General features: G+C 56.8%; 10 protein-coding genes and 1 pseudogene. 4 read left to right on the forward strand and 7 right to left on the reverse strand.

What is annotated here, in order from left to right; genetic code table 11:
* Positions 1–17 precede the first annotated feature (17 nt).
* The 5 genes from RAD10_RS31495 to RAD10_RS31515 all read right to left on the reverse strand — a co-directional run bounded on the left by RAD10_RS31495 (position 18) and on the right by RAD10_RS31515 (position 7,876).
* Positions 18–1,790 (reverse strand): ABC transporter permease subunit, encoded by a 1,773-nt coding sequence (locus RAD10_RS31495; RefSeq protein ID WP_270163246.1) that lies wholly within the window; start codon positions 1,788–1,790, stop codon positions 18–20.
* Positions 1,775–2,914, reverse strand: coding sequence for an ABC transporter substrate-binding protein (locus tag RAD10_RS31500; RefSeq protein WP_461620536.1), 1,140 nt, complete (start codon positions 2,912–2,914; stop codon positions 1,775–1,777). The genes RAD10_RS31495 and RAD10_RS31500 overlap by 16 nt, the downstream gene beginning before the upstream one ends.
* Before the next feature lie 532 nt (positions 2,915–3,446).
* Positions 3,447–4,547, reverse strand: coding sequence for an alpha/beta hydrolase family protein (locus RAD10_RS31505; protein WP_270163248.1), 1,101 nt, complete (start codon positions 4,545–4,547; stop codon positions 3,447–3,449).
* 454 nt (positions 4,548–5,001) lie between these two features.
* On the reverse strand, positions 5,002–6,387 hold the full coding sequence (locus tag RAD10_RS31510; protein WP_270163249.1) for an aminotransferase: 1,386 nt from the start codon (positions 6,385–6,387) through the stop codon (positions 5,002–5,004).
* Positions 6,388–6,397: 10 nt separating this feature from the next.
* Positions 6,398–7,876, reverse strand: a complete 1,479-nt coding sequence (locus RAD10_RS31515; RefSeq protein ID WP_461620547.1) for an NAD-dependent succinate-semialdehyde dehydrogenase — start codon at positions 7,874–7,876, stop codon at positions 6,398–6,400.
* 185 nt (positions 7,877–8,061) lie between these two features.
* Here RAD10_RS31515 and RAD10_RS31520 point away from each other — a divergent pair, with 185 nt between their 5' ends.
* A complete protein-coding gene (locus tag RAD10_RS31520; RefSeq protein WP_085348642.1) occupies positions 8,062–8,538 on the forward strand; it encodes an Lrp/AsnC family transcriptional regulator in 477 nt (158 codons plus the stop codon).
* 1,526 nt (positions 8,539–10,064) lie between these two features.
* Entirely contained in the window at positions 10,065–11,729 is a 1,665-nt protein-coding gene (locus RAD10_RS31525; protein WP_270163251.1) for an MFS transporter, read from the forward strand.
* Positions 11,730–12,081: 352 nt separating this feature from the next.
* Here the strand turns inward: RAD10_RS31525 and RAD10_RS31530 are convergent, their stop codons facing one another.
* Positions 12,082–12,474: a hypothetical protein gene (locus RAD10_RS31530; protein WP_270163252.1), complete on the reverse strand. Its 393-nt coding sequence runs from the start codon at positions 12,472–12,474 to the stop codon at positions 12,082–12,084.
* Between the two features lie 1,014 nt (positions 12,475–13,488).
* Between RAD10_RS31530 and RAD10_RS31535 the strand changes: the two genes are divergently transcribed.
* Positions 13,489–13,746 (forward strand): hypothetical protein, encoded by a 258-nt coding sequence (locus tag RAD10_RS31535; RefSeq protein WP_270163253.1) that lies wholly within the window; start codon positions 13,489–13,491, stop codon positions 13,744–13,746.
* Positions 13,747–13,820: 74 nt separating this feature from the next.
* Positions 13,821–14,045, forward strand: a pseudogene (locus RAD10_RS31540) (ATP-binding cassette domain-containing protein); the annotation flags it as partial.
* A 154-nt stretch (positions 14,046–14,199) separates the two neighbouring features.
* Here RAD10_RS31540 and RAD10_RS31545 read toward each other — a convergent pair.
* Complete coding sequence (locus RAD10_RS31545; RefSeq protein WP_270163254.1) at positions 14,200–14,406, reverse strand: cold-shock protein; 207 nt, start codon at positions 14,404–14,406, stop codon at positions 14,200–14,202.
* Positions 14,407–14,562 lie beyond the last annotated feature (156 nt).

The following is a 14,562-nucleotide window of genomic DNA, read 5'->3' on the forward strand; positions in this document are numbered from 1 at the left end:
GACGTGCTCTCTTAGCCTCAGACGCTCTTTTTGCGTCGTAGCAGGGCGCTGACGATGATGACAGTCGCGGCCAATAATACCTGCAGCGTGGCCACCGCCGAAATGGTGGGATCGACGCCCTGCGAGATGCTTTGCCACATAAGCATAGGCAAAGTGGTAATCACTCCGATGCCCAGGAACAGCACGTACACGACATCGTCGAAAGAGTGTAGAAAAGCAAAGAATGCAGCCACGATGAAGGCTGGCGTTGTCAGTGGAATGATGATCGTGCGGAATGTGGCCGCGGGTCCTGCGCCAAGGCTACGAGCCGCCCGCTCGTAGGCAGGGTTGAGGTCACGAAGATTAGCGACAATAAGGACCACCACGTAGGGAATCGAGTAGACTGCTTCGCCAAGAGCCAGTCCGAACTCGGTGCCCTGAAGTCCTACCCGAGCGAGCAGGAAATAGGTGGCAATCGCCACCACGATGGTCGGCAAAATGATAGGGGAAAGCACGAGAGTGACCATTACTCCGCGACCCGGTATGCGGCCGCGCGCAAGACCGAAAGCAAGTGTCGCCCCGAGGACAATTGCCATGGAGGTCGCCATCAGCGCGACGCGTATGCTTGTAAATGTTGCATTTATCCATCCAGCATCGGAGATAAACGCTTGATAATTGTGGAGCGAATAACCTGGCGCGGGGAACTCAAAAAAGGCGGACGAGCTGAACGAGAGATATACCACGACCAGTATCGGTAACAGAAGAAGCGCTCCTAGTAGGGTCGAAACGATGGATACACCACAGCCTCCCAGAGAGGGCAGCCAGCGGTCGAGAACATTAGCCGCGGAGCCAATATGCATCAGCCACTGCTTTCGCATGCGGGGATTGGCAACGGTAACCTGACCGTCTTTGTCGTCGGACAATCCTAAAAGCTGATTGACTGGAAAGAAGCGGGATCCGACCCACAGTGTCGCCAGCACCGAGACGAGAAGTACGATTGATAGCGCGGATCCGGAGCCCCAATTAAGATGATCAACCACCTCGCTATAGATTTGCATCGTGATCGTGAAATCAGACAAGCTACCGAGCAGTGCCGGCGTGATGTAAAAGCCAAGGCAGTTGACAAACACGAGCAGTACTGCGGCCATCACGCCCGGTAAGCTGAGCGGCAGGAAAACCGTGAGGAAAGCAGCGATCGGGCTCGCACCGTTCGATCTGGCGGCGCGCAGCAGCTTTTGGTCAATGCTCGACATGACAGTGTACATAGGAAGGATCATCAGCGGCATGACTATTTGGGTCATACCAATGATCACGCTTGCGCGGTTGTAGAGCATTGAAATTGGTTGGGAGATTAGACCGAACTTGAGCAGGAGATCGTTGACAATCCCGCCGCGCCCCAAGAGAACGATCCACGCGAAAGTCCGAACCAAAACGCTGGTGAAGTACGGCAACACAACCGCGATGAGAAGGAATGTGCGTAGGCTCGATGATCTGCTCGTGGTCAACGAGTATGCGATCGGGTAGCCAAGCACCAAGGCCAGCGCGGTGACGGATAGGCTTATCTGTAACGTGGTGCGCAATACGGCCAGGTAAACCGGATCCCCACCGATTCGTACAAAGCGCGCGAGGGTCCAGTTGGGCATTCCGAGCGAAAGCATCAGGAGCCCGGCGAGCGGCACGAGAAAGAGCAGCGCAAGGAAGATGCCGCCCGGCAGCAGGAGCCAAGCCCATGGCGTGGGCCCGGCCGAGTGCGCAGTCGCCGAGGACTCTGGCGTGACCTTGCCTGTCGGGAGGATCACTGTACGCGCCATGCCAGCCACCGATCTCCGATGTGCTCAAGATTGGTTTTGCCGTCGGGACGCTTGGCCGCAAGCCAAGCAGAATCCTCATGCAACACTTTGGAGGAATTTTCAGGATTGATGCTGAGCAACGGAACCTGATCAGAGGGCAAATGGTCGAGCTGATTTATGTTCGGGCCAGGATACCCTGTTCCTATCGTGAAGTCGGCAGCGACTGCAGCTCGATTTACGAATGCAATCAGCTTCTGCGCGTTCTCACTGTTCGGGCCACCTTTCAGAACTGTCCAAAACGTGTAGTTCACGTACGCCCCATCCCAAATCATCTGAATGGGGGCGCCTTGACGAATTGCGCTGATCGCACGGCCGTCGAAGCAACTGGACATTGCGATCTCGCGGTTGAGAAGCAATTGAGGCGCTTCGCTGCCCGCACTCCACCATTTGCTGATGTGCGGCCTGATTTCGTCGAACTTCTTAAGGGCTCTATCGATCTTGTCGTCGGTCAGCGGCCAAATATCAGATCGCGGCATCCCATCGGCGAGCAACGCGAACACGATGTTGTTTTTTGCATTTGCTGGCAACTGAGTGAGGCCGCGGGGGCCAGGAAAGGCCTTGACGTTCCAGAAGTCGCTCCAGTTTTTTGGGCCATTGTTTCCAAACGCCCGCTTATCGTAGGCCAGCGTCATGGCAGATGCGATCACCGGGACTGAGCTTTTGAGACGAACTGATTGCTGTGTCCCCTTTATGGCTTCAGCGTCCCAAAGGCTATAATTGATCGGGAGAAACATGCCAGCTTCGTCCATCGATGGAAGGGTCGATGCCTGTATGAAGGCCGTATCCCAATCGACACGTCCGGCCTGGTTCATCGCCTTGACCTGAGGCTCGGCAACATCGGCAACGACGTCGACCACTTTGATCCCGGTTGCTTCGGTAAAGGGCTCATAGACATATCTTCGAATGCCTTTGGTAAACAGACCGCCCCACGTGAACGCGATGACTTGGCCACTACCGGCGAGCTTGTCCTGCGCAAAGGCAACCGTCGATCGCGCGAGTGCGGGAATAGCCATTGCGGCGGCGGCAGCACGAAGCATGCTCCGTCGGCTAAAGCCGGACGGTTGATGTTTGAATAAGTGGCTCATAGCTTCCCCTTCCTAGTTACGTTCTGGGAATGCGCTACGAGGGAACAGATCCGCCTTCGGGAGCGAACCTCTGCCTTCGGTCAAAGTAGGCTACGAGAGCGCTTGCTTGCCCACCCCCCGAAGCGAATGGGATGCCGGCGCGCACTTCGCAAATGAGCGCGGTATCGGGTTCTGGAAGGCGCGCAAAGCGCTGCATTTGCCGCGTCCTTGATGCCCACCTCATATCCGCCGCTCCATGCAAGCATATGCCAAAGTTCTATTGAGCATACGGAAGTTTTGGTATGAAAATCTGCGAATCGACGCGCGGACGCGCACAGATTCTGCAATAATCCCGCTCCACGCGATGTTTTCATGCGCAATTATGCCCCCTGTGACGCAATCCGCTGCGTGTGCGGACTGAATTAAGTATTTCCTGGGCGGCCAAGCTCGGTCGAAAAGAATGCCCAGCGGGGCACATAGCGAACTAAATGATTTCGGACGCACAATGCATACCGAGGGGCCCCAACACAACGGATCGCTCGGACGCTGCCGATCAGGGACCAAGAACCTGCGCATTTATATCCGGCAGATCTGTTTGTTGTGATGACGGAGCTGCATTGAACGCGAGCTTCTGCTTCAACCAACCGAGGATGCAATCGTCGGAAGTCACGAAATTTTCGATGGATCCGCCAGAGCTTTTGATCATCCGTGGCATGGCCAGATCCAGATCTATGCGCTCCTCAATACACTCGGTCTGCAGCTTCATCGCCTCCGACACACTAACAACGCCCCGCCCGCCCGTGACCACGAGAACTGGGCATCTCAAGCGTCGCATCAATTGTGAGCGATGTGCCGAGACCATTCCATCCTCCGGTTCGTCTGCAATTCTAGACATCCAGACGACAGACGCTCGCATGCGGGTCCAATGCCAAAGGCCACCATCGCAAACCGCCGCAGCAAGACGGCGGTCAGAGGCGGCGAAGTCGGTAGCCAGAGCAGCGGACATTCCTTCTCCATAGACGCCGATCCGAGCGGCGTCGACGTCGGGCCGAGCAGAGAGGTAGTCTAAGCAGGACGACAACAAAGCCTGCGAAAGACCTCGCGCGGGATTTGAGACATCCCGGTGAGATACGACGAGGAGCGACATGTCACGATTAGTTGCCGCGGGCAGAAGCCTTGCAAGCAGAGTGGCTTCTGATTCGTCTTCCATGCTGATGCAAATGACTGCGGGGGTCGGCAGATCATGATTACCCGCAGGAACATAATAGGCTAGAAGTTCGGTGCAATCGCAGCTTGCAATCTTTACTCGCTCTATGTTTGCCGGGGCCACTTCAAGGCATTGGATTCCAGCTTCAATCCTGGCTGCCACTTCCTCGCATTGAGGATCGTTCTCATCAAGCAGTCGCCTAGCCACTTCAAAAGCAGTTAGCGCACATAGTCGCGCCTCGGCCGCCTCGTTGCTGTCGCCTTTCCTTGCCTTAAAATCACCGACGAGACATTGTTCATCGCCGATGTTTGTCCACTTGGTGATCGAGTTCTGGCGAGCTATAGTTCCCGGGTTTTCTTCTCCCGTTAAATTGTCTAGAAACGCTGCGGCGCGTCGCCTTACTGACGAGAGGCCGCCCCCTTTATGACTGCAAGCAGCGTACTCCATGCAATTGGTCCCCCTCGGCGCTGCCCCCCACATTCGCGCGAGGTTCGTCAGCTAATTCATTCCCAGATGGAGAGACTGGAGCCACAACGACTGTATCGGCACAGAGGCGGCTTTGCTCATCCCAATTTTTCGAAAATATTACGGGACGACTAAAGTCGAAGTTCCTCAATGTCGCCCGTTGCAAATTTGAAATACTGCGCCCGATGGCGAGAACTTGCATTTTTTCGTAGGGCTCTTTTGCGCGAGACACCGTTTGAGCTAAGAGCTAACAGAAGTGCGGTGGCGAGCGGGACACACTTCGTGTCGCAAACGAGAACCGCGTGAGTTCCCACGCCAAGGCAATATGACCGTCTATCGCGCATCGCTATGTGGGCGCGGGACCGACCGGCCTGTCTAAGAGCAAACAGACCTTCGGGGCGCCACATAGGAGCACGTTTTCTAGTTGCGCGCCGGCTTACTTTGCGAGCTCATCCATCACTTGCTTGGTAGCCTTGTAAGCCAGATCAACAATCTCATCGATTTCAGCTTCGGATACGACAAGTGGAGGAGCAAATCCAAGGATGTCTCCGTGCGGCATAGCTCGTGCAATGAGCCCCCGATCGCGAGCGGCCTTAGAAATCCGCGCTCCCACCTTGAGTTCTGGATCAAATCGGCGCTTCGTCTGACGATCGGCGACAAACTCGATCGCGCCGAGCAAGCCCACACCTCGGACTTCGCCGACAATCTCCAGCTGTGCAAATTTTTCCTTGAGCCGCTTTTGGAAATGCGCGCCGACAGTCTTGGCGCGGTCGCTGAGACGCTCCCGCTCGACAATATCGAGGACCGCATTGGCAGCAGCTGCCGCGATCGGATGGCCGGAATAAGTGTAGCCATGAGAAAATGCTCCCACCCGATCCGCCGCCTCCTCCATCACGGCATATACCTTCTCGCCAACAATGGCAGCCGAGAGCGGAACGTAGCCGGATGTTAGGCCTTTCGCGACCGTGACCAGATCCGGCTCCATCTCGTAAAGCGTGCTGCCGAAATCAGCGCCGGTTCGACCGAATCCGCAAATGACCTCATCTGCGATCAGAAGAACGTCATAGCGCCTCAGCACGGCCTGAATTTCGCGCCAGTAGCCGACAGGCGGGGGCGTGATCCCGCCTGTACCAAGCACTGGCTCGGCAATAAACGCCCCGATCGTTTCTGGCCCCTCCTTAACGATTAGCTCTTCAAGCTCCGCCGCCCGCCGACGAGAAAACGACTCTTCCGTCTCGCCCGGCTCGGCTCCCCAGTAGTGGTGGGGCGCGCCTGTGTGCAGAATACCAGGAAAGGGAAGATCCATATGATCGTGGTAAAACGACATGCCAGTCATTGAGCCGGAAATGACCGAGCAACCGTGATAGCCCCGCTCGCGTGAGATGATCTTTTTCTTCTTTGGTTGGCCACGAAGATTGTTGTAGTACCAGACAAGCTTCGCCTGCGTTTCGTTCGCATCCGATCCGGACAGTCCGTAGAATACCTTGCTTGGCTTACCGGGGGCCATCCGCACAAGACGGTGCGACAAAGTGGCGAGCTCCTCGGTCGTATGCGCCGCATATGTGTGGTAGTAGGCCAATTGGTAAGCCTGCCGTGCAATGGCTTCAGCCACTTCGGTCCGGCCGTATCCGATGTTTACGCAGTAGAGTCCCGCAAAGCCATCGATATAGCTGTGCCCCTGCGCATCTTCGATGCGGATGCCTTTTCCTCCAGTGACGATTGTAGGATCGCCAATCTTACCGGTTGCGAAGTCCTTGAGTTGGGTGAAAGGATGGAGAACGGTCAAGCGATCTTGTTCAGCGATAGTCTTTATATCAGTCATTCATTTTCTCCTAAGCCGCCAAGTCGCCGAAGCACACGTACTTCAGTTCCATGTATTCCGATAAACCGTGCCGAGAGCCTTCGCGTCCCAGTCCTGATTGCTTCCATCCACCGAACGGAATAGGCGGCCCCGTAAAGGAGGCGGTATTGATACCGAGCATGCCACACTCGATTCTCTCAGAAAGCCGGAGCGCTCGACGTAGGTTGTCCGTGTACACGTACCCGGCCAACCCCATTTCGCTCGAGTTGGCTCGAGTGACGACCTCTTCTTCAGAGTCGAATGGAAGTACCGCAGCTACAGGCCCAAATGTTTCTTCATGCGCGATGAGCATGTCGTCGGTGACTTGACTGAGCAGAGTCGGAATAACGAAGTTCGCGCCCAGGCTTTCATCTTTCTTCGCGGTGATGACTCGCGCACCCCTTTCGACCGCGTCGACGATTTGCGCTCTGCACTTGTCGGCCACGGATAGTTTCGTCATTGGCCCGATATCCGTAGCAGGATTCAAGCCGTGGCCGACCTTGAGCTTAGCCATTGCTGCGCTAAACGCTTCAACGAAAGTATCGTGGATACCCCTTTGTACGTAAATGCGATTCGCTGCGAGACAATCCTGACCCGAGGTAGCAAACTTTGCGGCCATCACGCCTTTGACAGCCTTATCAAGGTCGACGTCATCAAAGATCAGGAAGGGAGCATGTCCTCCCAGTTCGAGCGAGACCTTCTTTACGGTCTGGGCCGAGCCCCCCAGAAGCAGGCGGCCAACCTGGGTCGATCCCGTGAACGAGAGAGCTCGTATTCTGGTGTCGCGCAACAGGGGCGCTGATAGGTCGATGGGGTCACCCACGAGTGTCTGAAACACGCCGGCGGGAACGCCGGCCTCCTCAGCCAACCTGGCCAGAGCAAGAGCAGAGAGCGGCGTCTCCGGCGCCGGCTTCACAATGATCGGGCAGCCTGCCGCAAGAGCCGCTCCTGCCTTTCGTGTGATCATTGCGATGGGGAAATTCCATGGAGTTACGGCTGCCGCGACGCCGATTGGCTGCATCCGCACCTGAAGTAAACTATCAACCTTATGGCTGGGAATCGTCTCTCCGTATGCTCGCTCCCCTTCCGCGGCGAACCACTCGACAAAAGCGGCACCGTATTCAATCTCGTACCGCGCTTCTGCCAGCGGCTTGCCCTGTTCGCTCGTCACCAAGATGGCAAGGTCTTCGGAATGGTCGCGCATCAATGATGCCCACCCCCTGAGAATAGCTCCGCGCCTTGTCGGCAATAAGCCTCGCCAAGCGGGAAAGGCTCGCTCAGCCGCCTCTATTGCGAGCGTCACGTTCGCGGCACTGCAGCGAGCCACGTCCGCAATTTCTTCCCCCGTAGCCGGATCCACCACTACGTCTCTTTGGCTACTCGCAATCCAGCGACCATCGATGAACGCGGCCCCGGCAATAAAATCACGACGGCGCAGCGCCCGAAGGTGTGTTGCAGCGATCCCGACCATATCCGGACTTTTGGTTCGGGCAGTTTGAAAGGGCATTTGAAAGTCCCGCGCGGTCGCTTGTTGAAATCCACCAAGCATTCAGGATACTAATGTTGCCAACCGATTTGCGTCGCATTTTGCCGCGGCTCGTTGTGTTTCCTGCACCACCGCGGCATTCTATGACGAAATTCATCCGGAGCCGCGATATGCAATACGACCGAACGGACGCCCGCATCCTTGAGATCGTCCAAAAGAACAATCGCCTGACTTCCGAGGTGATCGGCGAAATGGCCGGCCTTTCTGCAACAGCGTGTCAACGACGACTGAAGAGACTTCGTTCGGAAGGCATCATCGAGGCCGATGTATCGATCGTTTCGGCGAAAGCGGTGGGAAGGCCCATACAGATGCTGGTCATGGTGACTCTGGAACGCGAGCGTTCGGACATCATCGACAAGTTCAAAAAGGCCATCAAAGGTTCAGCTGAAGTCGTCAATGGTTTCTACATTACAGGCGACGCGGACTTTGTCCTATACGTCACTGCGCGCACGATGGAAGACTACGAGCAGTTCACCCGCCGCTTCTTCTATGAGAACTCGGATATCAAGGGGTTCAAGACAATGGTGGTGATAGACCGCGTCAAGTCGGGTTTTGCGATTCCAGTCGAAATTCCCGACGAGGAGTGACAGGACAGGCTCTGCCACCTCTCGACGCGATCATCCGCATTTGCGCTCATTTTCTTAGTTCACTCGCATCGACAGATCCGCATTCTCACTCCAGTTCTCTTTCATGACGTTGTTTGGAGCTCCAAGAAACAGTTAAATCACCGAGCCGCTTTGCGGACTGCTCGACGATACGACAGAGTCACGCCGTACTCCCGGCTGGGCAGCAGTATCGCACCGAGTCTCTGGCTGAGTGGGACATATCGCACCTGACGGCAATGAAGTCCGCTTAGATGGTCGATCTATTGCACGTCATCCGAGCGTAAAGTGTGCCTGCGTTAGTCCTTCGGCTTTAGACCGCAGACAAGGCCGCTAACCTTGTGCGGCTAACATGTTCCGCTGGCGAAGCGCAACTCGCCTCCTCGAGGGTTAGGGCCTCGCATCTAAAATGCACTAGACGGAACGGGCTGGCTGCACCTTCCAAATCGCCAGAGATCAAGCTTCGATAACCGTCGGGCTGAACGACGATTCGATCGTCGCAGGCAATGCGGGATCGATATGACCAAGCCGTCCAGGTCGGAGAACTCAGCATCGACAATCGCCGCTGCCCTATTCCACGTTCTAGCGCATGTGGCTGGTAGGCATATTGTCCAACCCTGGAATATTGGTCCCAAGTGTTGGTACGGCCTGGGCTATGACACTCGATCCCTTATTCGTGGGCCGCTCCGCTCGGTTCCACCACGGCACGGCCGAACACAGGGACACGTTTCCGGATACGATATCGGGCGCTCCACTCCAATCCAGATGCCGACCTCCTGAGGTCAAGAGGATGACCGATGGAACGGTTGGAGATCGCCTTTGTGGTCCCAAGGAGAGGCGCCGGCCGAACAGTGATCCCGTGCTCACTCTCCAAATCTGCGTTCGCGCGGTTTTTCATCGCTCACTCGCAGATAACGCGCAAAATCGGCGCTTCATCTCGTTACTCTGCGGTGCTGTCCATACTTGAGGCGTTAAACGACGTCTATCCGAGCATTCGTCGAAAGAGCGTTGCGACAACGAACATTCTATTGCTCGATCGTGCGAATGTTCCTTTCTGACGAGACGAGCCGATGTGCGGTAACGCCGGTCTCAAGAGGTTCACCTGAGGGTTGGCTGATGAATTCCACCTCGTCTGATTATCATTCAATGTTGACGCAGTACGTGACCGGTTTTAGTCGCTGAATTATCGCCACTGAGCGAGTTATGTCAGATTTCACAGCGGCGAATTCTATTCATTTAATTCGAGCCCTCGCGTCCGATCGACTGGGCAACGCATTTACCTTTATCAAGTTAGTGAGGCGCGGCGCATCGCCGCTCGTTGGTCGCTGGTCCGAGAAGCGGCGGTTCGCGCACGAGCTAGGAATAGCCAATTTCCGGGCACATTACGAAATACCAGCATCGACGATCTGGACTGTGCGCGGGGCAGACGCGTTCGAACTCCACAGGCTGCCAACGCCAGAAGATGGCGATTCATCTTGGCCTGGACACTTGGGAGGTAAGGCAAAAACGATATGACGGACATGCCCAAGCCGCAGACGTTCAACGCTGACGGTATCACCGCGCCATTCCGACATGCCACCTTCCGTCGTATCTGGCTGGCAAGCTTGCTGTCCAATCTTGGCGCCTTGATCCGCGGAGTCGGTGCAGCTTGGGCGATGACGCAGATGACATCGTCGGCGGACATGGTGGCACTTGTGCAGACCGCGCTGATGCTGCCGGTTATGCTGATCTCGATGCCGGCCGGAGCGATTGCCGACATGTACGACCGGCGCAGGATTATCCTGTTTTCGCTTGGTATCTCGTTGACAGGCGCGACCGCGTTGACAACGCTCGCCTGGCTCGATCTGGTTACACCAAATCTCTTGCTGGTACTGTGCTTTCTGGTGGGTAGCGGTGTGGCGCTATTGGACCCCGCCTGGCAGTCCTCCGTGAGCGAGCAAGTGCCCTCTGAAGCTCTGCCCGCGGCGGTAGCGTTAAACGGCATCAGCTACAACCTCGCGCGAAGCGTAGGGCCGGCGCTCGGTGGGATCGTCGTCGCAGCCGCTGGCGTAGTGGCTGCGTTCGCAATTAACGCTCTGTTGTATCTGCCATTGATGCTCGCTCTGTTTTCGTGGAAGCGCGCCGCTGAGCCATCGCGTTTGCCGCCCGAAAGCCTCCATCGCGCTATTGTTTCGGGCGTTCGCTACATCATGAATGCGCCATCGATTAGGATTGTGTTGGCTCGCGCCATGGCCATGGGCGTGTTCGGGGGCGCAATCATTGCGCTGATGCCGCTAGTCGCCCGCGATCTCCTGCACGGAGGCGCCGAAACCTACGGCATCATTCTCAGCGCCTTTGGTCTGGGCGCGGTGATAGGCGCGCTCAACATCACAGAGGTACGCAAGCGCATGACGGGGGAGGCTGCGATTCGGGCCTGCGCCCTTTCGATGGGCGGTGCTCTTGTGGCGGTAGCGATGAGTCGCGAGCCACTTCTGACCGCCGTCGCGCTGGTCCTGGCTGGGGCGGTATGGATGATGGCGTGGGTACTTTTCAGCATTGGTGTGCAACTGTCGGCGCCACGCTGGGTGACGGGGCGAGCGCTTGCGGCCTACCAGGCGGCCAGTTCCGGCGGGATCGCTGTCGGAAGCTGGGCCTGGGGCCATGTGACTGACGTCGCCGGAGTAAATGTTGCGCTCCTATTGGCCGCCGTCTTGCTGATTGCCTCCCCGCTGCTCGGGTTTTGGCTGCCCATGCCACGCATCAGCGGGCGGGGCGAAGAACCTGAGATGCTTGAGGATCCCGAAGTGCAACTGGCACTCACCGGACGCAGCGGTCCGCTTGTCGTAGAGATCGAATATCGAGTCGCCCAGGAGAACGCACGCGCATTCCATAATTTGATGCAGGACGTGCAACTCTTCCGCCAGCGGAACGGAGCCTATGGTTGGTCGATTGCCCGGGACATTGCGGACCCGAAACTGTGGACAGAGCGTTATCACTGTCCAACGTGGCTCGACTATTTGCGCCAGCGCAACCGCGCGACGCAATTGGAGCGCGCGCTGGATCGGCAAGCATCGGCCTTCCACATTGGACCGGAGCCTGTGCGTGTCCGGCGCATGCTCGAGCGCCCGTTTGGATCCGTACGCTGGAAGGAAGACGCGCCCGATCGTGCTGCGGACCACGAGTTGCGCAGCAAGTAAGCACGGGCAGCGCGAAGGCGCCGCCGCCGAGAGGGAGATTTCCGAGAGAAAGGATCGGCGGCGCTCTAGCCAGTCAGTTGGTGCACTCCAGCTTTTTTCAGCCATAGTACTGCCGGTGGAGGGAGGCGATAAGGCTATTGAAAAACATGCGAAGTCGTTCCGATACTACGAATGCGTCGCGGATGGCGACCGATTTCCTCAGAGAGAATGCCTCGATTCCCTTTGCCATGATCTCACAATGCCCCGATCTAACGGAGGACCAAAAATGCACCACTCCCGAAGAAGTGGCCCACCAAATCAGGTCGCATTCAGCATTTGAAATTTGGCCGCCACTGCAAACATATCCACGAAATCAGCGGTGACAGGTCGGGGCGTGCTGATCTCGGCTGCGGAGCCCGATCAGCACTCTCTGCCGTTCTCTAATCTCCTCAGATGAACCCAAGAACACGTCCCCATTGCCGAGGAGTACACCTGAGGCGAACATCGGCTTGACTCCGAAGGAGTCGACGCCAATCAGCGACAGTAGCCGATAGGCATCAAACGCCTCATCGATGTTGCGCCGGTTGGCGGTCATCTTGGCCTGCACCAGGACCCCGCAACCGACCGCCTCCGTTTCTAGTGGGGATTCATAAACACCTGCTTTGCCCGGATGCGGTCCACGGTGTCCTTGCACCGTCAAAAAGCTGAATTGGAGCGCCAGTTTCTCGAGACTGTCAAAGATTGAGACCACATCGGGAATTGGCAACTGACCGAGTCCCCTGTGTTCAATTGGACGTGAAAGCCCGCTTGTTCGCGCGGGTCATCACGACTGGGGAGCGCAGAGGCGGCTCGCCTCCTGTCAATTACACCTTTCTCAGGGAGAATACATGTCGACGAAAGGTCGACGATATTTGTCATCTCCGCGACAGATCGTTGTGATGGCTTCAAGAGCCGCGTTGGATTGATCTCGATATTCCTCGGGAACGTAGCAGTGCTCGCAACAAAGTTTGCAGGAAAACGATACGTTGATTCGCTTGGCTGAAGACAATGGGAAGCGGACTTTTGACTGGCATGGGGTCCTTCTGGCTTTCTCCAGCGAGGTTGGAGCAGGATCTCTCTTAGCACGTCGGGGCGAGACCTCCGCGTTTTTCGAGAGCGCAATGTCGTGCTCCAAACAGCCTCGTAGATTCTGGACAAAAGTCCGTTTGGCTTCAGACAGACGAGCGCACGCCCTTCGGTGCCAAGCCGGTCTGCGCGCTCCCGACCGGCCATCCAGCTCACATCGGGCGTTATCAGCCACGGCATGGCCAGCGATGAGCATTCATTTCCCTTACGAGAGTGTGCGTTGTCGAGCAGCAACCCTGGGTGTCCTCGTACTCCAGTAGTCCTATATGCTTGACGCGAGACGCACATTCCATTGCTCTCGGACTTCGTGCAATCGTTGACCTTGTCGGTGCGTTTACCGAGACGGTGTCAAACGCGCGAATTTTCTTCGTCAGGCGAGACGCGACAGATTCCGCGAGTGGCACGCCGATTGCTGAAGGGTGAAAGGAGGAGCCGCTGCCAATACGGCGCCTTCATTTCGGAGCCGCTAATGGAATTCGCTCTAACTATCCTGGTCGTGATCGCTTGCAAACGGTAAAGGCCAAGCGGACTGCGAGAGGCAGATGTTCGAGCGCCTGTGTGACCCAACGATCCTGCGCCAACGACCTTTGAGCGGTATGGATTGGCAGAGGTCGACTGAGGCGCCCCCATTCGAGCTTAGCGAAGGATCGTGGTCATGAAGCTCGTCGAACCTTCTTCGTGCAGCCCCACAGCACCAACTGTATTGATTGGCAGGAATCGTCGCGGTCACTGGGTTGCCTGCGAACAGAACGGCATTTTTGGCGGCCTGTTCGTGAACCGCGCCCAAGCATTCAAGTACGCGCTGTGCGAGAATGGCCATCATCCAGAATTCATCGTCGAGATGTCGCATGAAATCGAGCTCAATATTTGTGCCAATCCGGGGGGCGCAGGTACGAAGCGCATGGCCGGATAGATCAGCGCAGAATTGACCGGCGCGATTGTTGCGCGTCGGCGAGGAGAATTGGCCGATATCACGATTGCGCTCCGCCAGCGCACCTCTCCGCCGGCGAGCGGCAGCGCGTCGCCATCGGCCGCGCCCCATTGTCTCAGCCAAGAGTTCTTCTGATGGACGAACCACTTGCAACCTTGGATCGCGCCAAGCGTGAGATTTTGCCATGTCTTAAACGCTTGAATGATAAGCTCGCCGTGCCGATGATCTACATCAGTCATGACATTGCTGAGATTGAACATCTCGCCGATCACCTCGTAATGGACGGGCTGAGGCTCCGGGAATTTCATGAAGGAGGATGGGTCATCGAGCAGCGTCAGATGGTCGTAGGGGGCAGACGTACACGTCAGTTGAACTGAACGGGTGGCACACAGGCCTCCTCCCGATCCGCCGGCCTAACCACGACAGAGGTCGGCTTCAGCCAACACTAAGGTTTTCAGCCGACATCTTGCCGGAGCGGCCGGGGACGAGTTCGTAGTTCACGCGCGAGCCCTCAGCCAAAGTTTTATACCCCGCTTTTTCGACCGCCGATATATGAACGAAGACGTCAGCGCTGCCGTCCTCAGGCCTGATAAATCCGTACCCCTTTTCAGGATTGAACCACTTCACAAAGCCGATCGCCACTTTCACAATCTCCAACAGTACTCAGACTCGAACTTGCATGAACGGCAGACGGCCGACGCCGTGACCGGCGGGACTGAGCGCCAAGCGCCCCTACCATGTCTCCTGCTTCGTCTCACCTATTGCAAGCTTTGAGCCAGACTAGTGATTTCCACTGGC

This window comes from Bradyrhizobium sp. 23AC (genome assembly GCF_054863025.1).

Bases quoted from the DNA above. Each gene is read 5' to 3' on its own strand.
- RAD10_RS31495 (WP_270163246.1), bottom strand. From the start codon at position 1,790: ATGGCGCGTACAGTGATCCTCCCGACAGGCAAGGTCACGCCAGAGTCC.
- RAD10_RS31500 (WP_461620536.1), bottom strand. From the start codon at position 2,914: ATGAGCCACTTATTCAAACATCAACCGTCCGGCTTTAGCCGACGGAGC.
- RAD10_RS31505 (WP_270163248.1), bottom strand. From the start codon at position 4,547: ATGGAGTACGCTGCTTGCAGTCATAAAGGGGGCGGCCTCTCGTCAGTA.
- RAD10_RS31510 (WP_270163249.1), bottom strand. From the start codon at position 6,387: ATGACTGATATAAAGACTATCGCTGAACAAGATCGCTTGACCGTTCTC.
- RAD10_RS31515 (WP_461620547.1), bottom strand. From the start codon at position 7,876: ATGGTCGGGATCGCTGCAACACACCTTCGGGCGCTGCGCCGTCGTGAT.
- RAD10_RS31520 (WP_085348642.1), top strand. From the start codon at position 8,062: ATGCAATACGACCGAACGGACGCCCGCATCCTTGAGATCGTCCAAAAG.
- RAD10_RS31525 (WP_270163251.1), top strand. From the start codon at position 10,065: ATGACGGACATGCCCAAGCCGCAGACGTTCAACGCTGACGGTATCACC.
- RAD10_RS31535 (WP_270163253.1), top strand. From the start codon at position 13,489: ATGAAGCTCGTCGAACCTTCTTCGTGCAGCCCCACAGCACCAACTGTA.